Source organism: Serinibacter arcticus (assembly GCF_004786095.1).
Taxonomy (GTDB): domain Bacteria; phylum Actinomycetota; class Actinomycetes; order Actinomycetales; family Beutenbergiaceae; genus Litorihabitans; species Litorihabitans arcticus.
In genome coordinates this window covers 522,324-547,471 of record NZ_RHPJ01000001.1, presented here as the reverse complement: position 1 = coordinate 547,471, position 25,148 = coordinate 522,324, and the positions used below count along the sequence as shown (strand labels likewise).

24 protein-coding genes are annotated in these 25,148 nt (G+C 73.8%); 17 read left to right on the top strand and 7 right to left on the bottom strand.

The window, feature by feature from the left end:
- Positions 1 to 43 precede the first annotated feature (43 nt).
- From rpsI to SERN_RS02505, 3 genes are all read left to right on the top strand, one after another.
- Complete coding sequence (rpsI, locus tag SERN_RS02515; RefSeq protein WP_135848532.1) at positions 44 to 529, top strand: 30S ribosomal protein S9; 486 nt, start codon at positions 44 to 46, stop codon at positions 527 to 529.
- Positions 530 to 543: 14 nt separating this feature from the next.
- The gene (gene glmM, locus SERN_RS02510) at positions 544 to 1,917 is read left to right on the top strand and encodes a phosphoglucosamine mutase (RefSeq protein ID WP_135848531.1); all 1,374 of its coding nucleotides are present in this window, start codon (positions 544 to 546) and stop codon (positions 1,915 to 1,917) included.
- 176 nt (positions 1,918 to 2,093) lie between these two features.
- On the top strand, positions 2,094 to 2,780 hold the full coding sequence (locus SERN_RS02505) for a DedA family protein (protein WP_135848530.1): 687 nt from the start codon (positions 2,094 to 2,096) through the stop codon (positions 2,778 to 2,780).
- 38 nt (positions 2,781 to 2,818) lie between these two features.
- On the opposite strand, the gene coaA is transcribed toward SERN_RS02505, so the two are convergent.
- Positions 2,819 to 3,850, bottom strand: a complete 1,032-nt coding sequence (gene coaA / locus SERN_RS02500) for a type I pantothenate kinase (protein WP_408640856.1) — start codon at positions 3,848 to 3,850, stop codon at positions 2,819 to 2,821.
- Positions 3,851 to 3,890: 40 nt separating this feature from the next.
- On the opposite strand from coaA, the gene glmS reads away from it, so the two are divergent.
- Genes glmS through rimI form a run of 7 tightly spaced genes read left to right on the top strand, consistent with a single transcriptional unit; the run spans position 3,891 to position 11,330 of the window.
- On the top strand, positions 3,891 to 5,738 hold the full coding sequence (glmS, locus tag SERN_RS02495; RefSeq protein WP_135848528.1) for a glutamine--fructose-6-phosphate transaminase (isomerizing): 1,848 nt from the start codon (positions 3,891 to 3,893) through the stop codon (positions 5,736 to 5,738).
- A 12-nt stretch (positions 5,739 to 5,750) separates the two neighbouring features.
- A complete protein-coding gene (locus SERN_RS02490) occupies positions 5,751 to 6,107 on the top strand; it encodes a holo-ACP synthase (protein ID WP_135848527.1) in 357 nt (118 codons plus the stop codon).
- 1 nt (position 6,108) lies between these two features.
- Complete coding sequence (locus tag SERN_RS02485; protein ID WP_233251415.1) at positions 6,109 to 7,608, top strand: bifunctional ADP-dependent NAD(P)H-hydrate dehydratase/NAD(P)H-hydrate epimerase; 1,500 nt, start codon at positions 6,109 to 6,111, stop codon at positions 7,606 to 7,608.
- A 4-nt stretch (positions 7,609 to 7,612) separates the two neighbouring features.
- The gene (gene alr, locus SERN_RS02480) at positions 7,613 to 8,785 is read left to right on the top strand and encodes an alanine racemase (protein ID WP_135848526.1); all 1,173 of its coding nucleotides are present in this window, start codon (positions 7,613 to 7,615) and stop codon (positions 8,783 to 8,785) included.
- Positions 8,782 to 9,270, top strand: a complete 489-nt coding sequence (tsaE, locus tag SERN_RS02475; RefSeq protein ID WP_135848525.1) for a tRNA (adenosine(37)-N6)-threonylcarbamoyltransferase complex ATPase subunit type 1 TsaE — start codon at positions 8,782 to 8,784, stop codon at positions 9,268 to 9,270. Before alr ends, tsaE begins: the two co-directional genes overlap by 4 nt.
- A gap of 9 nt (positions 9,271 to 9,279) precedes the next feature.
- Complete coding sequence (tsaB, locus tag SERN_RS02470) at positions 9,280 to 9,984, top strand: tRNA (adenosine(37)-N6)-threonylcarbamoyltransferase complex dimerization subunit type 1 TsaB (RefSeq protein WP_135848524.1); 705 nt, start codon at positions 9,280 to 9,282, stop codon at positions 9,982 to 9,984.
- On the top strand, positions 9,981 to 11,330 hold the full coding sequence (gene rimI / locus SERN_RS16055) for a ribosomal protein S18-alanine N-acetyltransferase (RefSeq protein WP_135848523.1): 1,350 nt from the start codon (positions 9,981 to 9,983) through the stop codon (positions 11,328 to 11,330). The genes tsaB and rimI overlap by 4 nt, the downstream gene beginning before the upstream one ends.
- Positions 11,331 to 11,334: 4 nt before the next feature.
- On the opposite strand, the gene SERN_RS02460 is transcribed toward rimI, so the two are convergent.
- Complete coding sequence (locus tag SERN_RS02460; RefSeq protein WP_158292541.1) at positions 11,335 to 11,946, bottom strand: malonic semialdehyde reductase; 612 nt, start codon at positions 11,944 to 11,946, stop codon at positions 11,335 to 11,337.
- Positions 11,947 to 12,040: 94 nt separating this feature from the next.
- Here SERN_RS02460 and tsaD point away from each other — a divergent pair, with 94 nt between their 5' ends.
- Positions 12,041 to 13,090 (top strand): tRNA (adenosine(37)-N6)-threonylcarbamoyltransferase complex transferase subunit TsaD, encoded by a 1,050-nt coding sequence (gene tsaD / locus SERN_RS02455; protein WP_233251414.1) that lies wholly within the window; start codon positions 12,041 to 12,043, stop codon positions 13,088 to 13,090.
- Between the two features lie 80 nt (positions 13,091 to 13,170).
- Here the strand turns inward: tsaD and SERN_RS02450 are convergent, their stop codons facing one another.
- Positions 13,171 to 14,319 carry a glutamate--cysteine ligase gene (locus SERN_RS02450; RefSeq protein ID WP_135848520.1) on the bottom strand — a complete coding sequence of 383 codons (1,149 nt, stop codon included), beginning with the start codon at positions 14,317 to 14,319 and terminating at the stop codon, positions 13,171 to 13,173.
- On the bottom strand, positions 14,319 to 15,560 hold the full coding sequence (locus SERN_RS02445) for a class I SAM-dependent methyltransferase (protein ID WP_135848519.1): 1,242 nt from the start codon (positions 15,558 to 15,560) through the stop codon (positions 14,319 to 14,321). The genes SERN_RS02450 and SERN_RS02445 overlap by 1 nt, the downstream gene beginning before the upstream one ends.
- 259 nt (positions 15,561 to 15,819) lie before the next feature.
- Between SERN_RS02445 and groES the strand changes: the two genes are divergently transcribed.
- The gene (gene groES / locus SERN_RS02440; protein ID WP_135848518.1) at positions 15,820 to 16,116 is read left to right on the top strand and encodes a co-chaperone GroES; all 297 of its coding nucleotides are present in this window, start codon (positions 15,820 to 15,822) and stop codon (positions 16,114 to 16,116) included.
- A 77-nt stretch (positions 16,117 to 16,193) separates the two neighbouring features.
- On the opposite strand, the gene SERN_RS02435 is transcribed toward groES, so the two are convergent.
- Positions 16,194 to 16,484 (bottom strand): WhiB family transcriptional regulator, encoded by a 291-nt coding sequence (locus SERN_RS02435; protein ID WP_135848517.1) that lies wholly within the window; start codon positions 16,482 to 16,484, stop codon positions 16,194 to 16,196.
- Between the two features lie 354 nt (positions 16,485 to 16,838).
- Here SERN_RS02435 and guaB point away from each other — a divergent pair, with 354 nt between their 5' ends.
- Positions 16,839 to 18,305 (top strand): IMP dehydrogenase, encoded by a 1,467-nt coding sequence (guaB, locus tag SERN_RS02430; RefSeq protein WP_233251471.1) that lies wholly within the window; start codon positions 16,839 to 16,841, stop codon positions 18,303 to 18,305.
- A gap of 12 nt (positions 18,306 to 18,317) precedes the next feature.
- Here the strand turns inward: guaB and SERN_RS02425 are convergent, their stop codons facing one another.
- Both SERN_RS02425 and SERN_RS02420 read right to left on the bottom strand, forming a co-directional pair.
- Positions 18,318 to 18,683 carry a GntR family transcriptional regulator gene (locus tag SERN_RS02425; protein ID WP_135848516.1) on the bottom strand — a complete coding sequence of 122 codons (366 nt, stop codon included), beginning with the start codon at positions 18,681 to 18,683 and terminating at the stop codon, positions 18,318 to 18,320.
- Positions 18,684 to 18,709: 26 nt separating this feature from the next.
- On the bottom strand, positions 18,710 to 19,570 hold the full coding sequence (locus tag SERN_RS02420; protein WP_135848515.1) for a hypothetical protein: 861 nt from the start codon (positions 19,568 to 19,570) through the stop codon (positions 18,710 to 18,712).
- 133 nt (positions 19,571 to 19,703) lie between these two features.
- On the opposite strand from SERN_RS02420, the gene SERN_RS02415 reads away from it, so the two are divergent.
- From SERN_RS02415 to SERN_RS02400, 4 genes are all read left to right on the top strand, one after another.
- Complete coding sequence (locus SERN_RS02415) at positions 19,704 to 21,107, top strand: dihydroorotase (RefSeq protein ID WP_233251413.1); 1,404 nt, start codon at positions 19,704 to 19,706, stop codon at positions 21,105 to 21,107.
- 139 nt (positions 21,108 to 21,246) lie between these two features.
- Positions 21,247 to 23,010, top strand: a complete 1,764-nt coding sequence (locus SERN_RS02410; RefSeq protein WP_199241476.1) for a urocanate hydratase — start codon at positions 21,247 to 21,249, stop codon at positions 23,008 to 23,010.
- The gene (locus SERN_RS02405; protein ID WP_135848513.1) at positions 23,003 to 24,145 is read left to right on the top strand and encodes an S-methyl thiohydantoin desulfurase domain-containing protein; all 1,143 of its coding nucleotides are present in this window, start codon (positions 23,003 to 23,005) and stop codon (positions 24,143 to 24,145) included. Before SERN_RS02410 ends, SERN_RS02405 begins: the two co-directional genes overlap by 8 nt.
- Positions 24,146 to 24,191: 46 nt before the next feature.
- Positions 24,192 to 25,148, top strand: coding sequence for an ABC transporter substrate-binding protein (locus tag SERN_RS02400; protein ID WP_135848512.1), 957 nt, complete (start codon positions 24,192 to 24,194; stop codon positions 25,146 to 25,148).

Sequence of the window (25,148 nt, the reverse complement as noted above, 5' to 3'; positions counted from 1 at the left end):
GTGACCGGCCGCGTCAGGTGACTTCACACCCTTTAGGAGAACCGTGGCTCAGCCGCTGACCGACGAGCTGGACGAGAACGCACCCAGCAGCTACACCACCGAGACGGCCGCCCCCGTGGCCAACGGTGGCCAGAGCATCACCGCCCCCGGCGCTGCCGTGGGCCGCCGCAAGGAGGCGGTCGCCCGTGTGCGCATCGTCCCCGGCACGGGCGAGTGGACCATCAACGGCCGCACGCTCGAGGGCTACTTCCCGAACAAGCTGCACCAGCAGCTCGTGAACTCGCCGTTCGCGCTGCTCGAGCTCGAGGGCCGCTTCGACGTGATCGCCCGCATCGACGGCGGCGGCATCTCCGGCCAGGCCGGCGCGCTTCGCCTCGGCATCGCCCGCTCGCTCAACGGCATCGACGTCGAGGCCAACCGCGCCTCGCTGAAGAAGGCCGGCTTCCTGACCCGTGACGCCCGCGTCACGGAGCGCAAGAAGGCCGGTCTCAAGAAGGCCCGCAAGGCGCCTCAGTACTCCAAGCGCTGATCGAGCGCTCCGCCGTGGCGAGAATCTTCGGGACCGACGGGGTCCGGGGCCTCGCGAACCGCGACGTCACGCCCGAGCTGTCGCTCGGGCTGGGCGTCGCGGCGGCGCGTGTGCTCTCGGCCCACGCCGACGAGCACCACCGCTCCGCGACGGGCGGCCGGCCCACGGGCCGGCCGCGCGCCGTCGTCGGACGTGACCCCCGCGCGTCGGGGGAGTTCCTCACCGCCGCTCTCGCGGCAGGTCTCGCCTCGGCGGGCGTCGACGTCGTCGACCTGGGCGTGCTGCCCACCCCCGCCATCGCGCACCTCACGGCCGCCACCGACGCCGACATCGGTGTCGTCGTGTCGGCCTCGCACAACCCGATGGCCGACAACGGCATCAAGTTCCTCTCCCGCGGCGGGCACAAGCTCCCCGACGATCTCGAGGACGAGATCGCCTCGCTGCTCGGTGCGGTGTGGGAGCGACCCACCGGTCCCGACGTCGGGCGCCTCAGCCGCGACACCGGCCACGCCGGCGAGCAGTACGTCGCCCACCTGCTGACGACGATCGACACCGACCTGACCGGGCTGCGCATCGCCGTCGACTGCGCCAACGGCGCCGCGAGCGAGGTCGGCCCGGCCGCGCTGCGCGAGGCGGGGGCCGACGTCGTCGTCATCAACGCCTCGCCCGACGGCCGCAACATCAACGAGAAGTGCGGCTCCACCCACCCCGAGCAGCTCCAGGCGACCGTGGTCGCCTCGGGCGCCGCGATGGGGGTCGCGTTCGACGGCGACGCTGACCGCTGCCTCGCGGTCGACGCCGCCGGCACGCTGGTGGACGGCGACCAGATCATGGGCCTGGTGGCCCGCTCCCTGCACCGGCGCTCGCTGCTGGCCCGCGACACCCTCGTCGTGACCGTCATGAGCAACCTCGGGCTGCTCCACGCCATGCGCGACACCGGCATCGCCGTCGAGCAGACGGCGGTCGGCGACCGCTACGTGCTCGAGCGGATGCGCGAGGGCGGGTACAACCTCGGCGGCGAGCAGTCGGGCCACATCATCATGTCCGACCACGCCACCACCGGTGACGGGGTGCTCTCGGCGCTGCAGCTCGCGGCCCTCGTGGTCAAGGACGGTCCGCTCGCGGACCAGGCGAGCCTGGTGCGCCGGATGCCGCAGATCCTCGTCAACGTCGGCGGTGTCGACCGCGCCGCGGCGTCCAGGGACGAGGCGCTGCTGGCCGCCGTCGCGGCGGCCGAGGCCGAGCTGGGCGACGCCGGCCGGGTGCTGCTGCGTCCCTCGGGCACGGAGCCGCTGGTCCGCGTCATGGTCGAGGCGGACACGCAGGAGCGGGCCGCGGCCGTGGCGCACGCGCTCGCGGACGTCGTCCGGGCCCGCCTGACGCTCTAGCCCGACCGGCGACCGACCGGCTCCTCGCTCGCCCTCCGACGTCGCTCCCGCGACGTCGACCCCGTCAGGGGTCGGAGGTCGGAATCCGCCCGGGGGTGGAGGTGGCCGGCCCCGTCCCCGTGGTTCGGTTGTCACGCACGCACCGCACAGCTGAACCGCGCATCGACGAGGACGACATGGCCGAGTTCTTCCACAGCCTCCAGGACTGGGTCCTGATCGCTGCCGACCAACCCTGGATCCTCCTGGTCCTGTACGCCTTCTGCACGATCGACGGGTTCTTCCCGCCCGTGCCGAGCGAGTCGATCGTCATCGCGATCGCGACCCTCGCGGTCCACGGCGACGCGGTGCCGCTGTGGGCCGTGATCCCCGTCGCGGCGGCGGGCGCCATGACGGGGGACCTGATCGCCTTCGCGATCGGACGTCGCATCCCCATCCACCGCCTCCGGATGTTCCGCTCCGGGCGGGGTCGGCGCCTGCTCGCCTGGGCCGAGAACCAGCTGCGGCTGCGCGGCGGGGTCTTCATCCTGTCGGCGCGCTACATCCCCATCGGCCGCGTGGCCGTGAACATGACCGCCGGGGCCGTCGGTTTCCCGCTGCGCCGCTTCATCGCGTTCGACGCCGTGGCCGCCGTCATGTGGGCCTGCTTCGGGTCGGCCATCGGCGTCGTGGCCGGCCAGCTGTTCGAGGGCAACCCGCTGCTGTCGATCGCCGTCGGGGTCGCCGGGGGAGTGGTGATCGGGTTCATGCTCGACAAGCTGCTGGCACGCCTCGGGTTCGGCCCCGCGGAGCTGGCGCCGCGCAGCGACGCGGGCGGACCGGTCGAGGTCGCCGTGCCGGCCCCCAGCGAGCAGCCGCGGCCGTAGCCGCTGCCGTCACCCGGTCCCCACCGGCACGCGGCCCGTCAGAGCTTGCGCAGCAGCACCCGCTGGATGCGGTGCTCGCCGTCCTTCGTCATCACGAGGTTGGCGCGCGAGCGCGTCGGCACGATGTTGGCCCGGAGGTTCGGTTCGTTGATGCGTCGCCAGATGTCCCGCGCCGTCGCGACGGCGGCGTCGTCGTCGAGGTCGGCGTAGCGGCGGAAGTACGACCCGGGGCGAGCGAACGCGGTGCTGCGCAGGCGCAGGAACCGCTGGACGTACCACCGCTCGATGTCCCGTGTGCGGGCGTCGACGTAGATCGAGAAGTCGAAGAAGTCCGAGACCGCCAGGCTGGTGGTCCCCTCCCGGTCCGCGCGTGCGGGCTGGAGCACGTTGAGGCCCTCGACCACGAGGACGTCGGGCTGGGAGACCGTGACGGTGCGGTCGGGCACGACGTCGTAGGTCAGGTGGTCGTAGATCGGCGCCTCCACCCGGGGTGCGCCCGACTTCACCTGCGTGAGGAAGCGCAGCAGCGACCGGCGGTCGTAGGACTCCGGGAACCCCTTGCGCTCCATGAGCCCGCGACGCTGCAGCTCGGCGTTGGGCAGGAGGAACCCGTCGGTCGTGACGAGCTCGACCCGGGGCGTCTCGGGCCAGCGGCGGAGCATCTCCACCAGCACGCGCGCGGTGGTCGACTTGCCGACGGCGACGCTCCCGGCGACGCCGATGACGAACGGCGTCCGGGTGGCGCGCTCGCCGAGGAAGGTGGAGGTCGCCGCGTGCACGTGCTCGACGCCCTCGACGTACAGGCCCAGCAGGCGCGAGAGCGGCCGGTAGACCGTGTCGACCTCGGCCAGGTCCATCGGGTCGCTCATGCCGCGCAGGCGGACGACGTCCTGGGTGGTCAGCGGCAGCGGGGTGGAGGCGGACAGCCGGCTCCAGTCCTCACGATCCAGCTCGACGAAGGGTGTGGTGTTGCTCTCGTCCACGCGCGGGTGGGAGCCGTCGGCGGTGCCCGGTCTCTCGTGGCCGCTGAGGAACAGGGCCGGCAGCGCCCCCGACGTCGTCTTGCTCACCTGTCCAGTCTGGCCCACGGGGGCGGTTATCGTAGCCAGCATGTGTGGAATCGTCGGCTACGTCGGCCCCTCGACCCCGTCCGCCCGCCCGCTCGAGGTGGTGCTCGCCGGCCTCGGACGGCTCGAGTACCGCGGCTACGACTCCGCGGGGGTGGCGCTCGTGTGCCCGACCGGGCTCGAGACGGCCAAGCGCGCGGGCAAGCTCACCAACCTCCTCGGCGAGCTCGAGGCGCACCCCGTGCCCGACGCCACCGCCGCGATCGGTCACACCCGCTGGGCCACGCACGGCGGTCCCACCGACGCCAACGCCCACCCGCACCGCGTGGGCGGCCTCGCCGTCATCCACAACGGCATCATCGAGAACTTCGCGCAGCTGCGCGAGGAGGTGCGCGCCGACGGCGCGACGTTCCTGTCCGAGACGGACACCGAGGTCGTCGCCCACCTCCTCGCCCGCGCCTACGACGGCGACCTCACGCAGGCGATGCTCGCCGTCGTGAACCGTCTCGAGGGCGCGTTCACGCTCCTGGCGGTGCACGAGGACGTGCCGGACACCGTCGTCGGCGCGCGCCGCAACTCCCCGCTGGTCGTCGGCCTCGGCGAGGGCGAGAACTTCATGGGCAGCGACGTCGCCGCCTTCATCTCCTCGACCAAGCGCGCGCTCGAGCTCGGCCAGGACCAGGTCGTGACGATCACGCCGACCTCGGTCGACGTCGTCACGTTCGAGGGGGACAGCGTCCAGGCCCGCGAGTTCACGGTGGACTGGGACGCGAGCGCCGCCGTCAAGGGCGGGTTCGATTCCTTCATGGACAAGGAGATCCACGACCAGCCCAAGGCCGTGGCCGACACGCTGCTCGGCCGCACCGACGCCTCCGGGGACCTGATGCTGGACGAGCTGCGGATCCCGGAGACGGTGCTGCGCAGCATCGACAAGATCATCGTGATCGCGTGCGGCACGGCCGCGTACTCGGGCCACGTCGCCAAGTACGCGATCGAGCACTGGTGCCGCATCCCGGTCGAGGTCGAGCTCGCGCACGAGTTCCGCTACCGCGACCCGATCCTCACCCCCCGCACCCTGGTGGTGGCGATCTCGCAGTCCGGCGAGACGATGGACACCCTGATGGCCGTGCGCCACGCGCGCGAGCAGGGCGCCTACGTGCTCGCGATCGTGAACACGCACGGGTCGACCATCCCGCGCGAGTCCGACGCCGTGCTCTACACCCACGCCGGCCCGGAGGTCGCCGTCGCCTCCACCAAGGCCTTCCTGGCGCAGATCACCGCGTGCTACCTGCTCGGGCTCTACCTCGCGCAGCTGCGGGGCACCAAGTTCGCCGACGAGATCCAGGAGACGCTGCAGGAGCTCCAGGCGCTGCCGGACAAGATCCAGTCCGTGCTCGACGACGAGGCCGCCGTCCGCGAGGTCGCGCAGGCGATGAAGGACGAGCCGTCGTTCCTGTTCCTGGGGCGTCACGTGGGCTACCCGGTCGCGCTCGAGGGCGCGCTCAAGCTCAAGGAGATCGCCTACATCCACGCGGAGGGCTTCGCCGCCGGCGAGCTCAAGCACGGCCCGATCGCGCTGATCGACACGGGCCAGCCGGTGTTCGTGATCGCGCCGTCGCCGCGCGGCCGCGACCAGCTGCACTCCAAGGTCGTCTCCAACATCCAGGAGGTGCGCGCGCGCGGCGCCCGCACCCTCGTGATCGCCGAGGAGGGTGACGAGGCGGTCGTGCCGTACGCCGACATCCTCTTCCGCGTGCCCCAGACGCCCACGCTGCTCTCGCCGCTCGTGGCGGTCGTCCCGCTGCAGATCTTCGCGAGCGAGCTCGCCAAGGCGAAGGGGCTCGACGTCGACCAGCCGCGCAACCTCGCCAAGTCCGTCACGGTCGAGTAGGCGGCGCAGGCCGTGATCGTCGGGGTCGGGATCGACGTCGTCGACGTCGCCCGGTTCCTCGCCACCCTGGAGCGCACGCCGCGGCTGGCCGAGCGGCTGTTCACCGACGTCGAGCGGGACCTCGCGCCGGCGTCGCTGGCAGCGCGGTTCGCGGCCAAGGAGGCCATCGCCAAGGCGCTCGGTGCGCCCGCCGGCATGCGCTGGCACGACGCCACCGTCGCGCGCGTGCCCGGCGCGGCGCCCACGGTCGACCTCACCGGGACCGTGCTGGCGCGGGCGCGCGAGCTCGGCGTGGACCGCTGGCACCTGTCGATCTCCCACGACGCCGGGATCGCGTCGGCGTTCGCCGTCGCCGAGCGGCTGGACTGACGTGCTGATCGCCCGTCGCGCCCGCGACGTCACCGCCGCCGAGGCGCCCCTGCTCGCGGCGGGCGTGCCGCTGATGGCGACGGCGGTCCGTGCCCTCGGCACGGCCGTCGCCGGACTGCTGCGCCAGCGATGCGGCCGGGTCGTCGGGACGAGCGTCGCCGTGCTCGTGGGGAGCGGGGACAACGGGGCCGACGCCCTCCTCGCCGGCGCCGAGCTGGCGCGCCGGGGTGTCGCGGTCATCGCGATCCGCGCCGGTTCCCGGGTGCACGACGGCGCCGCCCGCGCCGCGCACCGCACGGGCATCACCCTCCTGGCGCCCGGGGCGGCGGCCCTCGCGCGCGCGGCGCGCTGCGACGTCGTGCTCGACGGCGTCACGGGCATCGGCGCGGACGGACCGCTGCGGGGGGCCGGGCTCGACGTCGTCGTCGGGCTCCTGGCCGCGCTCGAGGCGGTGCCCCGGCCCGACCGCCCCCTCGTCGTCGCGGTCGACGTGCCGAGCGGGATCGGCGTCGACGACGGCACGGTCGCGGGACCCGTGCTGGGGGCCGACCGGACGATCACCATGGGGACGGCCAAGCCCGGGCTGCTGCTGCCGCCAGCGGCGCTGCTCGCGGGCGAGGTCGACGTCGTCGACCTCGGGCTGGACCTCGCGGGTGCGGAGCCCGCCGTCGTCCGCCTGGAGCGCGCCGACGTCGCTCGGCTGTGGCCCGTGCCGGGGCCGACCGACCACAAGTACACGCGCGGCGTGCTCGGCGTCGTGGCCGGATCGACCGGCTACCCGGGTGCCGCGGTCCTGGCGACCTCCGCCGCCGCTCCGCTGGTCGGCATGGTGCGCTTCCTCGGCCCCGACACCGTGGTGGACGCCGTCCTGGCCCGCCACCCCGAGGTCGTCCACGGTGACGGCCGGGCGCAGGCGTGGCTGGTCGGCCCGGGCATCGGCGTGGACGACGGCGAGCGGCTCGCCCAGGTGCGTGAGGTGCTGGAGCGGGCGGTCGCCCACGGCCTGCCCGCCGTCGTGGACGCGGGGGCTCTCGAGGTGCTGCCCGAGCGCGTGGGCGCCCAGGTGGTGCTGACACCGCACGCGGGGGAGCTCGCGCGACTGCTCGGTGCGCGCGGGGAGGACGTCGCCCGGGAGGACGTCGAGGCTCGACCGCTGGCGCACCTGCGCCGCGCCGTCGCGCTGACCGGCGCCACGGTCCTGCTCAAGGGGGCCGTCACGCTGGTGGCCGGCCCCGGCACGGCGGTCCACTCGCAGGCCGACGGCACCGCATGGCTCGCGACGGCGGGGGCGGGCGACGTGCTCGCGGGCGTCGTCGGTGCGGCGCTCGCGGTCCGCTCAGACGACGTCGTCGCCGAACCCGGACTGGCTGCTCCGCTGGCCGCGGCGGCCGCTGCCGTGCACGGCCGGGCGGCGCGCCGCGCGAGCGGTGGCGGACCGATCGTCGCCGGGGACGTCGCCCGCGCCGTCGCGGCGACGCTCGCGGAAGTTCTGCGAGACTGACGTCGTGAGCACCTTTCCCGCACGCGCCGTCGTCGATCTGGACGCGATCGCCGGGAACGTCCGCCACCTCGCAACGCTCGCCCCGGCCAGCCAGGTGATGGCCGTCGTCAAGGCCGACGCCTACGGCCACGGCCTGGTCCCGTCCGCGCTGGCCGCCCAGGCCGGCGGCGCGACGTGGCTCGGCGTCGCCCAGCTCGCCGAGGCGCTGACGCTGCGCGCCTCGGGGGTCACGGGACGCATCCTCACCTGGATCTACTCACCCGGGGCCCCGCTCGAGAGCGCGCTCGCCGCCGGGCTCGACCTGTCGGTGGGGGCGCCGTGGGCGCTGACCGAGGTCGTCGCGGCCGCGCGCGCCTCCGGCCGCACCGCCCGCGTCCACCTCAAGGTCGACACGGGGCTCGCGCGCGGCGGCATGTTCCTGGAGGACTGGAGCGAGGTGCTGGCCGACGCCCTGCGCGCGCAGGCCGATGGCGTGATCGAGGTCGTCGGCGTCTGGTCCCACCTCGCCTCCGCCGAGGACGTCACCTCGCCGATCACGCAGGCCCAGCTCGACGTCTTCGTCGAGGCGATCGCCCGCGCCGAGGCCGGTGGCGCGCACCTCGAGGTCCGCCACCTCGCCAATTCCGCGGCGACCCTGGTCAACCCCGCGATGCACTTCGACCTCGTGCGCCCCGGGCTGGCCGTGTTCGGGCTGAGCCCGGTCCCCGGGCGCACACCAGCCGATCTCGGCCTGACCCCGGCGATGCGGCTCGAGGCCGAGATCATGCTGGTCAAGCGTGCCGCCGCGGGGCAGGGCGTCAGCTACGGCCACACCTACACGACGACGGAGGACACGCTGCTCGCGGACGTCCCGCTCGGGTATGCCGACGGCATCCCGCGGCACGCGAGCGGGACGGGGCCGTTCGACGTCGGGGGCAGGCGCGTCCGCATCGCCGGACGCGTGTGCATGGACCAGGTGGTCCTCGACCTCGGACCGGACGCCACCGCGCGCGCCGGCGACGTCGCGGTGCTGTTCGGTCCCGGGACCGACGGCGAGCCGACGGCGCAGGACTGGGCCGAGGCGGCAGGAACGATCTCCTACGAGATCGTCACGCGGCTGGGGTCGCGGGTGCCGCGCGTGCACGTCGGCACGGCGGGACGTCCCGTGGCGGAGCTCGCGCGGGAGAGGGCGTGGTGACCGACGTCGTCCGCCTGCACCTCGCCGACGCCGAGGCCACCGCGGCCCTGGGCGCCGCGCTGGCGCGCGTGCTGCGCGCCGGCGACCTCGTCATCCTCACCGGGGACCTCGGGGCGGGCAAGACGACGCTGACGCAGGGCCTGGGACGCGCCCTCGGCGTGCGCGGCCAGGTCGCCTCGCCCACGTTCGTCATCGCGCGCGAGCACGCCCCGCTGGCGGACGGTCCGGGCCTCGTGCACGTGGACGCCTACCGCCTCGGCGGCCTGACCGAGCTGGACGCCCTCGACCTCGACTCCTCGCTGGCGGAGTCCGTCACGGTGGTGGAGTGGGGCGCCGGCCTCACGGAGACGCTCGCGGAGGACCGCCTCGACGTCGTCATCGACCGCGCGCGGGGCGACGCCGTGGACGAGGGCCGGCAGGTGAGCGTCCGCGGCATCGGGGCCCGGTGGGACGGCGTCGACCTGGCGGCCGCGCTGCAGGCCTAGGGTGGTCCGGTGAGTGACGTCATCCTCGCGCTCGACACGTCGAGCGGAACCCGCACCGCCCTGGTCCGCGACGGGCGCGTGCTCGCGACCCGGACGCAGCTCGACGCGCGCGCCCACGCCGAGCACGCCACCCCGCTCGTCGCCGAGGTCCTCACCGAGGCCGGGATCGCCGTCGGTGACCTGACGGGGATCGTCGTCGGCACCGGACCGGCACCCTTCACGGGGCTCCGGGTCGGGCTCGCGACGGCGCAGCTGCTCGCGCTCGCCGTCGACCTGCCCGTGTGGGGCGTCCCGAGCCTGGACGCGTGGGCGGCGGGCGCGTTCGCCGCCGACCCCGGTCTGGAGGAGGTCCTCGTGGCGACCGACGCGCGCCGTCGCGAGGTGTACGAGGCCCGGTACGTGCGCGACCCCGGTGCCCCCGGCGGCCTGCGCCGCGTCGGCGACTTCGCCGTCCACCGCCCCGACCCGGTCGCCGGCCCCGTGCCCGCCGTCGGCACCGGAACGACGCTCTACCCCGAGGCCTACCCGGTCGTGGTGGCGGCCGTCGACCTGGACCCCGGCCGCCTCGCCGACATCGGGCTGGCGCGCGCCCGGGCCGGGGAGCCCGTGCCGCTGACGCCGCTGTACCTGCGCCGGCCCGACGTCCACGGCGTCCCGGGCGGCCGCGAACCCCTCGCCCCCACGACGCCCACCCCCGCTGCGGAGGAACGATGACGGCCGTTCGGACACGAGCGCTCGAGGCGCGCGACCTCGACCGCGTGGAGGAGCTCGAGCCCGAGCTCTTCGGCGTGGGCGCCTGGTCCCGCCAGACCTACGAGCAGGAGATCGAGCGCGAGGACCGGGTCTACCTCGCCGCCGTCGACGAGGACGGGACGCTGCTCGGCTACGGCGGGGTCGCGCTCGACCCCGAGTGGACGATCATGACGGTCGGCGTCGCGCCGCGGGCCCGGCGCCGCGGCGTCGCGACGGTGCTGCTCGACGCGCTGATCGACGCCGTCCGCGACGCGCGTGGGACGGAGCTCTTCCTCGAGGTGCGAGCGCACGACGGCGGTGCGCAGCAGCTCTACCGCAACGCCGGCTTCGTGCGGGTGGGGCTGCGCAAGCGGTACTACCAGCCCGAGGGGGCCGACGCCGTCGTGATGCGGCTCACCCTCGCGCGGCGCGTGGGTGCCGTCGGCGTCGAGGTGACGACCGGCGTCGGTGACGACGTCGCGGCCCCCGCGGGCGAGGCGCGCGACGCGGTGTTCGTCGACGTCGACGCCGTGCACACCGCCGTGTGGAGCGAGCGACCGCCGACCGTGCTCGACGTCCGCTGGGCTCTCGGCCGCGACGACGGACGCGAGGTGTACGGCCGGGGCCACCTGCCCGGTGCGGTCTTCGTCGACCTCGACGACGACCTCGCCGCGGCGCCGTCGCCCGCGGCCGGGCGGCACCCGCTGCCCGAACCGGAGAAGCTGCAGGCCGCCGCCCGCCGCTGGGGCATCGGTACGGACTCGAGCGTCGTCGTCTACGACGACGCCGGCGGCACCTCGGCGGCGCGGGCCTGGTGGCTGCTGCGGTGGGCCGGGGTGCGGGACGTGCGGATCATCGACGGCGGGCTGCGCGCCTGGGTCGCGGCGGGTCACCACCTGGAGGACGGGTTCGTCCGGCCGCGGCCGGGCGACGTCGTCGTCCGCCCGGGGGCGCTGCGCACGGTGGGGGCCGACGACGTCGCCGACCACCCCGGCGTCGTGCTCGACGCCCGCGACCACGAGCGGTTCACGGGCGAGGTCGAACCGGTCGACCCGCGCGCGGGTCACGTGCCAGGGGCGGTGAGCGCGCCGACGCGAGCGAACCTCTCGCCCGACGGCTGGCTGCTCGAGGCCGACGACCTGCGCCGTCGCTTCGACGCGCTCGGCGTGCGGCCCGGCGTCGACGTCGCCGTCTACTGCGGGTCGGGCGTCACGGCGGCCCACCAGATCGCCGTGCTCGCGTCGCTCGGCGTGGACGCCGCGCTCTACCCGGGATCGTTCTCGCAGTGGAGCAACGACCCCGGGCGCGAGGTCGCGACGGGGGAGTAGCGCGCTACAGCGTCACGACGGCGTCGCCCGCCTCCAGGCGCGGCGCGCGGGGGTACGTGCCGTCCTCGGCGGCCGCCCAGCCGACGTTGACGACCAGCAGGGAGCGCCAGCCGGACTCGGCGTGCAGGTCGGCGTCGAGCGCGTCGGCGTCGAAACCGCCCATCGGGCCGACGACGAGACCGCGCGAGCGCAGCGCCAGCACGAGGTAGCCGGCCTGGATGAGCCCGTTGGTGCGGGCCATCTGCTCGCGGCGCTCCGGCTGGCTCTCGAGCTGCTCCGCCAGGCCCTCGCGCGTCGGGGCGAGCGTGCCCAGGTGCGTGTGGAACGCGGGATCGGCCGAGGCGACGACGGTCAGCGGCGCGGCCAGCGTCTTGTCCCGGTTCCCGGGCATGAGGTGGGAGACCAGCCGCTCGCGCTGCTCCCCGCGCGGAACGACCGTCAGGCGCAGCGGGGAGATGTTCATCGCCGTCGGGGCCCACCGGAGCAGCTCGTACGCGGCGTCGATCTCGGCCGGGTCCACCTCGGCGTCGGAGAAGGCGTTGACGGAGCGCGCATCGTGGAAGAGCAGGTCGAGGGACGTGTCGTCCAGGGCGGAGGTCTGTGCGAGAGCGGTCATGGTTGAAAGAACAACTACCGGAGGCGGGTCCTTCCCCGGTGTGACCGTCGTCACCGACGGGCGCGAGGGCGGGCGGCGAGTAGGCTCGGTGGCCGTGAGCGAACCCCTGGTGCTGGGCATCGAGTCCACCTGCGACGAGACCGGAGTCGCCCTCGTGCGAGGCCGCGAGCTGCTGGCCGACGTGACGGCGTCCTCGATGGACGAGCACGCACGCTTCGGCGGGATCGTGCCCGAGGTCGCCTCGCGCGCCCACCTCGAGGCGCTGCGTCCCACGATCACCGCGGCGCTCGACGCCGCGGGCGTCACCCTGGCGGACGTCGACGCCGTCGCCGTCGCCTCGGGCCCGGGCCTGGTCGGCTCGCTCACGGTCGGGACGGCGGGGGCCAAGGCGCTCGCGCTCGGCCTCGGGGTCCCGCTGTACGGCGTCAACCACGTGATCGGCCACGCCGCCGTCGACGAGCTCGTGCACGGTCCGTTCCCCGAGCGCTTCCTGGCGCTGGTGGTCTCCGGCGGCCACTCCTCGCTGCTGCTGGTGAACGACGTCGCGACGGACGTCGTGGAGCTCGGTCAGACGCTCGACGACGCGGCCGGTGAGGCGTTCGACAAGGTGGGCCGGCTGCTCGGTCTGCCCTACCCGGGCGGACCGCACGTCGACAGGCTCGCCAGGCAGGGCGACCCCGCGGCGATCGCGTTCCCGCGCGGGCTCTCGAAGGGCCGCGAGCTCGCGCGCCACCCCTACGACTTCTCCTTCTCCGGTCTCAAGACGGCGGTGGCGCGCTACCTGGAGGGCCGCGCCGACGCGGGGGAGGAGTACTCGCCGGCCGACGTCGCGGCGTCGTTCTCCGAGGCCGTCGCCGACGTGCTGGTCACCAAGACCCTGCGGGCGTGTGCCGAGCACGACGTGCGCACCCTCGTCATCGGCGGCGGATTCTCGGCCAACTCGCGGCTGCGGGAGCTCGCCGCGGAGCGCTGCGCGGCGGCGGGCGTCGAGGTCCGCATCCCGCCGATCCGCTACTGCACCGACAACGGCGCGATGATCGCGGCGCTCGGGTCGGCGCTGGTGCGCGCGGGGGTGGCGCCGTCCCCGCTCGACCTCGCCGTGGACTCCTCGATGGCGCTGTCCCTCGTCTCCGTCCCCGCCTGACGACGAGGTCTTTTCGGGCGTCCGCGAGGCACTTGGGGGCGTTCGCCAGGCCTCGCGAACGCCCGAAAGGGCCTCGCGACCTACAGCGGGGTGCCCGCCCGCATCTCCCGCACGAGCGAGCTGACGACGGCGTCGAGCGCCCCCGAGGACCGTCGCGCCACGGCGCGCTGGCGCTGGTAGGAGGCACCCCGGCGAGCGATGACGCGGAGGTTCTCGAGGTCCTCGCGGCAGCCGAGGCGGTCCGCGACGGGCCCCAGCAGGTCGATCCAGCGGAAGACGGCGTCGGTCACCAGCTCCTCGTTGCCCGCGGCGTCGAGGATGATGATCGCGTCCATGCCGTAGCGCGCCGAGCGCCACTTGTTCTCCTGGTGGAACCAGGGCGGCATCACGGGCAGCTCGAGACCGTCGTCGAGCATCGTGGAGAAGTGCTCGATGGCGCAGTGCACGAACGCGGCCAGGGCCCGCAGCTCGAGGATCGACGGCGTGCCGTCGCTGACCCGCACCTCGATCGTGCCCAGGCGGGGCGCGGGCCGAATGTCCCAGCGGACCTCGTCGAACGCGTCGATGACCCCGGTGTGGAGCATGTCGCCGGCGTACTGCTCGAGCTCGGGCCAGGTGGCCAGGTCGAACGGCAGCCCCGCCGTCGGCAGCTGCTGGAACATCAGGGCGCGGTTGGAGGCGTACCCCGTGTCCTCCCCGCCCCAGAACGGGGAGGAGGCCGAGAACGACTGCAGGTGCGGGAGCAGCGTCGTCATCGCCCGCACGATCGGCAGCACCTTGGCCACGTCCTCGACGCCGACGTGGACGTGGACGCCGTAGATGAGCATCTGCCGACCCCACCACTGCGTGCGGTCGATGAGCGTCGCGTAGCGCTGCTTGTTCGTGACCTTCTGCTGGTTCCAGCGCGCGAACGGGTGGGTGCCCGCGCACATCAGCTCGACCCGCAGGGGATCCGTGACGGTCCGCACCTCGGCGATCGCGCGCTCGAGGTCCTCGGCGGCGCCGCCGACGGTCTCGTTGATGCCCGAGATCACCTCGATCGTGTTGAGCAGCAGCTCCTGCTTGATGTGCGGGTGCTCGCCGCCCCCCTCGGGCCGGACCGCGTCCAGGACGACCTCGGCGACCTGGCGCAGGTCGCCGGAGTCGACGTCGACCAGCGCCAGCTCCCACTCCAACCCGATCGTGCCGCGGCGGGACGGGGCGAACGGGATCTCGCGGGGTGCGGCCATCAGGACTCCTCGGGTGGTGCGACCGGGCCGCGGACGTCGGTCCCGGCCCCCAGGCGTTCGACGACGAGGACCCGCGGGGCGCCGGCGATCCTCGTCAGCACGATGGTGGCAGAGGCGGAGCCGCGCAGGGCCAGCTGGGTGCGCAGACGCGCCGGGTCGAGCGCCGAGCCGCGCTTCTTGATCTCCAGCACGCCGACGTCCCGCTCGCGCAGGTAGCTCTTCAGGCGCTTGAGCGAGAACGGCATCGCGTCGAGGACGCGGAAGCCGGTCGCGAACGGGGTCGCGGTCGGGGCGGGGGCCGTGACGTAGGCGATGGTCGGGTCAACGAGGTGGCCGCCCAGGTCGGCCGCGAGCCGCGCCACCAGCCCGGCACGGATGACGGCGCCGTCAGGCTCGTAGAGGTAGGAGCCGACCGGGCCGGCGTCGGCCTGCTCGACGGGGGACGATGGGTCGCCCGCGCCGGCGAGCGTGACACCTGTCCCTGCGGCGTCGACGACGAGCGCGGACCTGCCGGCGCCCTCGGGGGCGAGGTCGCCGAACCACAGGTCGGCCTCCACGACGTCACCGGCCACGCTGAGCCACTGCGCGTGCGCGTCGCGGGGGATGTCGCGGTGGGCGAGACCGGGGCCGAGCTTGAGGCCGAGGCGGGGGATGCGCGCGCGGAGGTCCAGGAGCGCGTCGACGGCGGGGGAGTAGTCCGCCAGCTCGTGCAGCCGGCGCCCCGAGGACGTGCGGCGGGCCGGGTCGGCCCACACGCCGTCGACGCCCTCGAGGTCGACGGCGAAGGCGTCGGCCGTGACGACGCGCGCCTCCGGGAGCTGACGCAGGTTGACCGAGGCGACCATCGCCGTCGCCGGGTCCCGCTCGACGGCGAGCACGCGCATCCCGAGGCCGGCGAGGGCGAGCGAGTCGGCGCCGATGCCGCAACCGAGGTCGGCGACGTGCGTGGCGCCGGCGGTGCGGAAGCGGTGGGCGTGGCGTGCGGCCACGGTGAGCCGGGTCGCCTGCTCGAGCCCCTCGGGGGTGAACAGCATGTCCTGGGCGAGGTCGCCGAACTTACCGACGGCCCTGGCGCGCAACCGCGACTGCGTGAGGGCCGCGGCGACCAGGTCGGCGTCGAGGCCGGTCTCGCGCAGGGCGGTGCCGAGGGCGAGCGCCTGGGCGGCGTCGTACGGAGGGAGCTGGGCCAGCAGGGCCCACCCGGCCGGGTCGACGAGCGGTCTGATGCTGGCGGGATCCACGGGCCGATCCTCCCAGACCCCACGGACGGGCCCGACATCGGGTTGAGGTGGCCCCGCGGGGGCGACGGGCGTCTCACGGACCCGACCCGCTGGCACTCGCCTTGACCGAGTGCTAATCGGCTTCCTACAGTGGTGGCAGCACCGGGCAGGTCCCGGCGCCGGTCTCGACGGACACGACCGCCCGACCCCCGCGACGGCGGGTGGAGGTGCCCGGAGCGACCGACCACCGTTCTTTTCACTACGGAAGGGGAGGTCCGACGTGTCGGTCTCCATCAAGCCGCTCGAGGACCGGATCGTCATTCAGACGCTCGAGGCCGAGCAGACCACGTCCTTCGGCCTGGTTCTCCCGGACAGCGCCAAGGAGAAGCCCCAGGAGGGCAAGGTCGTCTCCGTGGGCCCCGGCCGGGTCGACGACTCCGGTAACCGGATCCCGGTCGACGTCGCCGTGGGCGACGTCGTCATCTACAGCAAGTACGGCGGCACCGAGGTCAAGTACGCCGGCGAGGACTACCTGATCCTGTCGGCCCGCGACGTTCTCGCGGTCGTCACCAAGTAGTTCCCAGCAGCACGACGAGGCCCCGGGCGGATCATCCGCCCGGGGCCTCGTCATGGGTGCAGGTGAGGAACCTGTGGTCAGCCGGCGCGACGGAGCGTCGGATCCAGCAGCGCCGTGCGCTCCTCCTCCGAGAGGCCGCCCCAGACGCCGTAGGGCTCCTTGACGGCGAGAGCGTGGCTGCGGCACTGCGCGAGCACGGGACAGGCGGCGCACACGGCCTTGGCGGTCTCGTTGCGACGACGGCGGGCCGAGCCGCGCTCACCCTCGGGGTGGAAGAAGGTCGAGGGCTCCACCTGGCGGCACGCGCCGTCGAACTGCCACTCCCAGTGGTCCATCACGGGGCCGGGCAGTCGCGAGAGTTCAGCCATGGAGGCCCCCTTGTCGTGCTGCGCCGCGGCAGCTCCGTCGTGTCGCCGGTCACACTACAAGCGATTCATGAGCGGTTCAAGGAAGGTTCACGGGTTGGGTAGCCTGTGGCGATCAGAGGGGGCGAGCGAGGCGGGTAAGGGGCGATTGCCGGTGCTCCAGCACGTCCCGAGGGAGTCGTCCGGCGGGTCCGCCGAGGCGCTCGGCATGACACGTCTCACCCGTCGGGGGGCACGGGGCCGTTCCGTTCCGACGCGTACGATGGCCCGGTGGCTGCTCCTGACGTGTACCCCGCAAGTGACAGCGCGCCGCTCGGCGCTCCGGAAGGTCTCGCCGAGAAGTTCGGCTTCGTCGGTCTGACCTACGACGACGTCCTCCTCCTCCCGGGTGAGACCGACGTGATCCCGAGCGAGGCGGACACCACCTCGCGGCTGACCCGGGAGATCTCGGTCAGGATCCCGCTGCTGTCGGCGGCGATGGACACGGTCACCGAGGGGCGGATGGCGATCGCCATGGCGCGCCAGGGCGGGATCGGCATCCTGCACCGCAACCTCCCGATCGCCGAGCAGGCCGGCCAGGTCGACCTCGTGAAGCGGTCGGAGTCCGGCATGATCACCGACCCCGTGACGATCGGTCCGGACGCGACGCTCGCCGAGCTCGATGCCCTCTGCGGCCAGTACCGCGTCTCCGGCCTCCCCGTCGTCGAGGACGACGGGTCGCTCGTCGGCATCATCACCAACCGCGACCTCCGCTTCGTCCCGCGCGACCGGTTCGAGACCGCGCGCGTCCGCGAGGTGATGACCGCCTCGCCGCTCGTGACCGCGCAGGTCGGGATCGCTCGCGAGGACGCCGCGGCCCTGCTGAACAAGCACCGCATCGAGAAGCTGCCCCTGGTCGACCACGAGGGCCACCTCCGCGGTCTCATCACCGTGAAGGACTTCGTGAAGTCCGAGCAGTACCCCTCGGCCACCAAGGACGGCGAGGGCCGACTCGTCGTCGGCGCCGCCGTCGGCTTCTTCGGCGACGCCTGGGACCGGGCGACCGCGCTGGTCGAGGCGGGCGCCGACGTGCTCGTGGTCGACACGGCCAACGGCCACGCTCGCCTCATGCTCGACATGGTGCGCCGTCTCAAGTCCGACCCCGCCACCCGTGACGTCCAGATCATCGGCGGCAACGTCGCCACCTACGCCGGTGCCGCGGCTCTCGTGGAGGCCGGGGTGGACGCGGTCAAGGTCGGTGTCGGGCCCGGGTCGATCTGCACCACCCGCGTCGTCGCGGGCGTCGGGGTGCCGCAGGTGACGGCGATCTACGAGGCCTACCGCGCGTGCCGCGACGCCGGGGTCCCGGTCATCGGCGACGGCGGTCTGCAGTACTCGGGAGACATCGCCAAGGCGCTGGTCGCCGGCGCCGACACGGTCATGCTCGGAGGGCTGCTCGCGGGCACCGACGAGAGCCCGGGCGACCTCGTGCTCGTCAACGGCAAGCAGTACAAGCGCTACCGGGGCATGGCCTCGCTCGGCGCGATGCAGTCGCGCGGCGACCGCCGCAGCTTCTCCAAGGACCGCTACTTCCAGGGCGACGTCTCCGACGACGACGTCATCACCGAGGGCATCGAGGGCCAGGTGCCCTACCGCGGTCCGCTCGCCGCCGTCGCGCACCAGCTCGTCGGTGGCCTGCACCAGTCGATGTTCTACGTCGGCGCCCGGACGATCCCCGAGCTCCAGCAGCGCGGCAAGTTCGTCCGCATCACGCCGGCCGGGCTCAAGGAGTCCCACCCGCACGACGTGCAGATGGTGGCGGACTCGCCCAACTACTCGCGCTGAGCGACCGCCGCCTCAGGCGTGGGCGGCGTCGCGCAGGACGGTGACGGACTCCTCCAGCCCGACGCCGAGGCGCCGCGCGTGCGCGAGGTACGCCGACGCGTGGGCCGCCAGCTCGGAGCGAGCGGCGTCGCTGGCGGGGGAGGCCACGACCGTGCCGGCGCGTCCGCGGGTCTCGACCCGTCCCTCCGACTCCAGCTCGCGGTAGGCCCGCGCGACCGTGTTCACGGCCAGGCCGAGGTCCTGGGCGAGCCGACGCACGGTCGGGAGCCGGGCGCCGGGAGCGAGGTCGCCGTCGTCGATCGCCGCGGCGTACTGCGCACGGATCTGCTCGAAGGGTGCGACGGCGGAGCCGGGGTCGATCCGGATCGCTGCGGTCATGCTGGGGCCTCTCCTGCGGCCGGCGCTCAGGATCGGCCGGGTGCGGCCTCGAGATCCTCCGGCGTCAGCTCGAAGACACGATCGTTCCACAGCCGACGGCGGAAGGTCTGCTGCGGGCGGGGCCACAGCGCGACGACGGCGAGTGCGGTGACGGCGATCAGCAGCGGCACCCCGCTGGCCGCGGTCGCGGGGAAGAGCGCGAGCACCACCGCCCCCAGGCTGGCGACAGCGGTGACGGCCGAGGCCTCGATGACGGATCGGCCGACGAAGCCGTCCTGCCACGCCAGCTCCAGGTCCGTCCGCGCGAGGCGGGGCGCTCGGATCGCGCGGGCGGAGACGAGAGAGAATCCGGCCAGGCCGAGCAGTGCCGCCGTCATGAGGACGATCGCGCCGGCGAGACTGTCGCGCGCGGCCCACGGTTCCTCGCGCACCAGGGACGCGGCCGCCACCGCCGCCACGGCGAGAACCGGGGCGGTCCACGTCACGACCGTCAGCCAGCGCGGGGCGAAGTCGTCGACGCTGAGTGCCCGCGCATGCGTGACCCGTGGGCCCGGCGGGGCCGACGGCACCTGGGCAGCTGCAGCGGCGGCCGTTCCGAGAGTCATGCCGAGCCAGAGTCCGACGATCGCGCCGTAGGGATAACCGGTGGACCGCGTGATCCAACCGACGAGGAGGCCCAGCCCCGATCCGACGACGGCGCCGATCGCGTCGCCACGGGCGATGCTCCGCGTCCGGCGAACGGCATCGACGTGGGCCGTCCACGTCAGAGGCAGGCGCCAGCGGTGGGAGATCCGTTGCACCTCACCCAGGACCATCGACTCCCGTGTCCGGAACAGGCGCGCGAGACAGATCCCCGCCATGAGGAACGGCCAGGTCCACCAGTCCATGCGACACCCCTTTGTCTCAACTGTTGTGTCAACCGTAGCAGGGTGCTCGGGACGCGGTAGGCCGGGTGCCTAGGCCCGCGACGAGGCTCGACGTACCCTCGGACACCGATCCGTGCCAGACCGAGGAGGCGGCGTGACTGGACCCGACGACGACGCGACGGCGTCCGGTGCGCACCCGGGCGACGCCGTCGGTCAGCCGCTCCGCCCCACCCTGGTCGTCGCGGGCAGGCTGCTCCTGGGGGGTACCTGGCGGCGCGGCGAGGTCTGGATCGAGGGCGAGCGGATCGTCCGGGTGACCGCCACCTCCGCCGAGGACAGGAGCGGGGCCCGGCGGATCGACGTCGGCGAGGACCGCGTGATCCCGGGGATCGTCGACGCCCACGTGCACTCCCTCAGCCACGCGCACGAGGGCATCCGTGCCGCCACCCGGAGCGCGGCGGCCGGCGGGGTCACGACGATCGTGGAGATGCCGTTCGACGCGACCGGGCCCGTCAACACCGTCGATCGGCTGCGGGCCAAGCAGGAGCTCGCCGATCGCGAGGCGCACGTCGACGTCGCCCTCCTGGGCACGATCGAGCCCAGGGGAGGCTGGCGTCGCGCGGAGGCGCTGGCGCACGCCGGTGCCCGCGGGTTCAAGGTGAGCCTGTTCGACACCGACCCGGTCCGCTTCCCCCGGATCGACGACCGCGACCTGCTGAACGTCAGCGCCGCCGTCGGGGCGACCGGACGCACGCTGTGCGCGCACGCGGAGAACAACGAGATCATCAAGGCGCTCCTGGTCGAGGAGGCCGGCTCGACCGACGTCCACGCCCACACCCGCAGCAGGCCGCCGGTCGCGGAGGCGCTCGGCGTCCTGACCGCGATGGAGATCGCGGCGACCTCCGGCAGCGCGCTGCACCTGTGCCACCTGTCCCTTCCCCGCAGCGTGGACCTCGCGCTCTGGTACCGCGACCAGGGCGCCGACGTCACGTTCGAGACCTGCCCGCACTACCTGACCTTCACCAGCGCCGACCTCGAGACCCGGCGCGGTCGTCTCAAGATCAACCCCCCGCTGCGCGAGGGGGCCGATCGCGAGGGCCTCTGGTCACGCATCGCGGCCGGGCGGGTGCCGGTCATCTCGAGCGACCATGCACCGTGGCCCGCGGAGCTCAAGGACCACGACTCGATCCTGGCGAACCGCTCCGGCGCCCCCGGCGTCGAGACGATGGCTGCCGTGACGCTCGGTGGGGCGCTGGCGAGGGGCGAGGAGGTCTTCACGCGCGCGCTCGAGGCGTTGACCATCGGTCCGGCGCGGCGCTACGGGCTCGAGGGGCGCAAGGGGTCGATCGAGGTCGGCAAGGACGCTGACATCGCCGTGCTCCGGACCGATCCGGACGCGCGGATCGACGAGCGTCGCCTGCACTCGCGCGCCGGCTGGTCGCCGTACGACGGCGTGCGGCCGGGTGTCGTCGTCACCGCCACGATCGCACGCGGGACGGTTGTCTGGGACGCGGGCGTCGGTCTGTCGTCCACCGACGGACGGGGTGAGGTGCTGTGAGCGCGGGACCGGATGCTGAGACGGCCGCGCGCGGGTTGGTGGACGCCGTCCGCCGGGGCCACGCTGCTGGCATGGGGACGGAACGATGCGTGCGCGCGCGCCCGGACACGGGCCCACCCGTGCTCGACAGGGGCGCCCGGTGACTGCGCTCAGTCCGATCCTCGCGCGCGGCGCCGAACCGCTGCGTGCTCACCGCGGGACCGAGCTGCGTGCACGCAGCTGGCGCGCCGAGGGTCTGCTGCGCATGTTCGAGAACGTCCTCGAGGTCGGCGAGCGGCCGCAGGACCTGGTCGTGTACGCCGCCATCGGCAAGGCCGCCAGGGACTGGGACGCCGCGGCTCGCATCGCCACCGCGCTCCTCGAGCTCGACGTCGCCGACACCCTCGTCCTCCAGTCGGGAATCCCCGTCGGCACCCTCCCCACGCACGACGGCGCGCCCCTCGTGCTGTCCGCCGTCAACAACACCGTGGGCAACTGGGCCACCGCCGACCGCTTCTACGACCGGTTCGCGGCCGGGCAGACCATCTGGGGCGGGTTGACCGCCGCCGCCTGGCAGTACATCGGGCGGCAGGGTGTCCTGGCCGGGACGTACGAGCTGCTCGGCGCCGTCGCCGCGCGCCACTTCGGCGGCCGGACGCCCGAGCACCTGCGCGGACGCTGGATGCTGACGGCCGGCATGGGCGGCATGGGTTCGTCGCAGCCGATCAGCGCCGCCATCCTGGGGCTGTCCTCGCTCACGGTCGAGGCGGATCCGGTCAAGATCGAGCGGCTGCGCTCGGCGGGCGGGCTCGACGTCGTCGCCGAGGACCTCGAGAGCGCGCTCGCGGCCCTGCACCACGCGCTGGACGCGGGGGAGGTGATCGCCGTCGGGTTGCTCGGGAACGCGGCCGAGACGTTCCCGGCCGTGGCCGAGCGCGGGCTCGTGCCCGACGTCGTGACGGACCAGACCGCAGCGCACGACGTGCGATTCGGCTACCTGCCGGTCGGCTACTCGCTGGAGTCCTGGGCGGCGACGCGCGAGAGCGACCCGCAGCGCGTGGAGCGCGACGCCCGCGCGTCGATCGCGCGCCAGGTCGAGGCGATGCTCGCCCTCGCCCGGGCGGGCGCGGTGGTGTTCGAGAACGGCAACAACCTGCGGGTGCAGGCGATCGCGTCGCTCGACGACACGGTGCCGGTCGGTCGGGAGAGCCGCGAGTCGGCCGAGCGCCGCATCCTGAGCATCCCCGGCTTCATGGAGGGCTACCTGCGTCCGCTGTTCGCGCGGGGCATCGGTCCGTTCCGCTGGGTGGCGCTGTCGGGGGATGCGCGCGACCTCGACCGGATCGACGCCGAGGTCTCCGCCCTCTTCCCGCAGCGCCCCGAGATCGCCGCCTGGATCGCCCTCGCGCGGCAGCACGTGCCCGAGCAGGGGCTCCCCGCACGCTCGTGCTGGCTGGGGCTGGGGGAGCGGTCGGCGATCGCCGTCCGCGTCAACGAGCTCGTCGCGAGCGGTGAGCTCACGGCGCCCGTGCTGTTCTCGCGCGACCACCTCGACTCCGCCGGGATGACGCACCCGCGCATCGGCACCGAGGGCATGCGCGACCGCTCCGACGGCGTCACCGACTGGCCCCTGCTGGACGCGATGGTGCTGTCCGCCACCGGGGCGGACCTCGTGGCGATCCACTCCGGCGGGGGCGGCTACGCCGGCTGGATGCAGTCGACCGGTGTCTCGATCGTGGCCGACGGCGCGGCCTCCACGGCGCAGCGTCTGACCAGGGCGCTGGACGGCGACAGCGGGCTCGGCGTGCTGCGGCACGCGCAGGCCGGCTACCCCGAGGCGGCGGCGTCCGCGGCGGCCGGGGGCGAGACGTGTCAGGCCCCCGTGGCATGGTTCGGAAGGAACGAGGGAGAGCGCGATGCGTGACTTGACGGCGACGGACGCCAGGAACGCCGTCCTGGGCGGCGGGGTCTTCGCCTGCGGCGGGGGCGGCTGGGAGCACCACGGCGTCCTCATGGGCGGCCTGGCCACGAGCGTGAGCACGCCGGTGCTCGCGACGGTGGACGAGCTGCCCGCCGACGCCTGGGTGGCGACCGTCGCCGCGATCGGCGCACCCGCCGCGGCGAACTGGGAGATCCGCCCCGTCGACTACGTCGACGCCCTGCGCGAGCTGATGCGGCTGTCCGAGCACCCCATCGCGGCCGTCATGACCGGTCAGAACGGCTACTCCACCACCGTCAACGGCTGGATCCAGTCCTCGCTGCTCGGCGTCAAGGTGCTCGACGCCGCCGGCGACGTCCGCGCGCACCCCACGGGCAAGCTGGGCTCGCTCGGGCTCACCACGCGTCCCGGCTACACGACGACGCAGGTGGTCTCCGGCGGCAACCGCGCGCTCCACGGTCACTTCCTCTCGGTCAACACCGGACTCGTCACCACGTGCGACGACGTGCTGCGCGACATCTCGGTCCGGACGGGCGGGTTCATCGCCTCGGCGCGCAACGTCGTCGAGCTGGACTGGGTCAAGCAGCACGCCGCGATCGGCGCCATCTCGCTCGCGCTCGACCTCGGCGCCGCCATGGCCGCCGAGCTGGACTCACGACGCCGGAACACGGGTGCCGCCGTCGTCGAGGCGGTGCTGCGCGAGACCGGCGGTCGCGTGCTGGCGAGGGGCCCGCTCGAGCTCGCGACGCCGACCGTCACGCGGGGTGGCTGGGACCACGGCACGTTCCGCGTCGGCGACGTCACAGTGCCCTACCTCAACGAGTACATGGCCGTGGAGTCCGGGGGCGAACGCCTCGCGACCTACCCCGACACCATCGCGATCCTGCGCGCCGACACCGGCCTCCCGCTCGCGGTGAAGGACGCGGGCGAGGGCGGCTTCGACGTGGTGGTCGTCACGGTGGACGCCTCCACCCTTCCCCTGGCGAGCTCCGCGACGGATCCTGTTGCCCTGGCCGAGTGCGAGGACATCATGGAGATCGAGCTCCTCCGGTACCTGCCGAACGACCCGAACCTCCCAGACGGCCCCGACCGCACGACCAGCAAGGCTTCCGGTGCGTAGCACGCGCCCCGGGCACCCGACCCGCACGACCCAACGAGGAGCACCCATGTCCCGCAGGAAGATCACGACCCTGGCGTCCATCGCCGCCGCGTCCGCGCTGGTGCTGACCGCCTGCTCCGGTGGCGGCGACCCGCTCGCCGGCGGCGACGACACGAGCAGCAGCAGCGGCAGCAGCGAGGGCGGCGACACCGGCTCCGTCATCATCGGCTCCGCCAACTTCACCGAGTCCGAGATCATCGCCAACCTCTACGCCATCGCCCTGGAGGACGCCGGGGTCGAGGTCGAGACCAAGTTCCAGATCGGTTCGCGCGAGGCCTACATCCCCGCGCTCCAGGACGGTTCGATCGACCTCATCCCCGACTACACCGGCAACCTGCTGCGCTTCCTGGACACCGAGGCGACCGCCACGTCCGCCGAGGACGTCGACGCCGCGCTCCCCGCGGCCCTGGAGGCCGAGGGTCTCGCGACCCTCGAGCCGGCGCCGGCCGAGGACAAGGACGCCGTCGTGGTGACCGCCGAGACCGCCGAGCAGTGGAACCTCACCACGATCGCCGACCTCGCGCCCTACAACAGCGAGATCAAGTTCGCCTCCAACGCCGAGTTCGCCGAGCGTCCCTCTGGCCTGCCCGGCCTCGCGGCGCTCTACGGCTTCGAGCCGGTCGAGTTCGTCGCGATCGCCGACGGCGGTGGCCCCGCCACCGTCTCGGCGCTGCTGGACGGCCAGGTCCAGGCCGCCAACATCTACACCACCACCCCCGCGATCGAGGAGAACGACTTCGTGGTCCTGGAGGACCCCGACGCCAACTTCGCCGCGCAGAACGTGGTGCCGGTCCTCAACTCCGACAAGGTGACCGACCAGATCACCGAGGTCCTCGACGCCGTCTCGGCCGCGCTGACCACGGAGGACCTGCTCGCGCTCAACGGCAAGGTCTCGGGCGACGAGAAGCTCGAGCCCGCCGTCGCCGCGCGCGAGTGGCTGGAGGAGAAGGGCCTCATCGGCTGA

Coding starts and splice junctions, on each gene's coding strand:
- SERN_RS02505 (WP_135848530.1), top strand. CDS start 2,094: ATGGCCGAGTTCTTCCACAGCCTCCAGGACTGGGTCCTGATCGCTGCC.
- glmS (WP_135848528.1), top strand. CDS start 3,891: ATGTGTGGAATCGTCGGCTACGTCGGCCCCTCGACCCCGTCCGCCCGC.
- rimI (WP_135848523.1), top strand. CDS start 9,981: ATGACGGCCGTTCGGACACGAGCGCTCGAGGCGCGCGACCTCGACCGC.
- SERN_RS02460 (WP_158292541.1), bottom strand. CDS start 11,946: ATGACCGCTCTCGCACAGACCTCCGCCCTGGACGACACGTCCCTCGAC.
- SERN_RS02450 (WP_135848520.1), bottom strand. CDS start 14,319: ATGGCCGCACCCCGCGAGATCCCGTTCGCCCCGTCCCGCCGCGGCACG.
- SERN_RS02435 (WP_135848517.1), bottom strand. CDS start 16,484: ATGGCTGAACTCTCGCGACTGCCCGGCCCCGTGATGGACCACTGGGAG.
- SERN_RS02425 (WP_135848516.1), bottom strand. CDS start 18,683: ATGACCGCAGCGATCCGGATCGACCCCGGCTCCGCCGTCGCACCCTTC.
- SERN_RS02420 (WP_135848515.1), bottom strand. CDS start 19,570: ATGGACTGGTGGACCTGGCCGTTCCTCATGGCGGGGATCTGTCTCGCG.
- SERN_RS02405 (WP_135848513.1), top strand. CDS start 23,003: ATGCGTGACTTGACGGCGACGGACGCCAGGAACGCCGTCCTGGGCGGC.
- SERN_RS02400 (WP_135848512.1), top strand. CDS start 24,192: ATGTCCCGCAGGAAGATCACGACCCTGGCGTCCATCGCCGCCGCGTCC.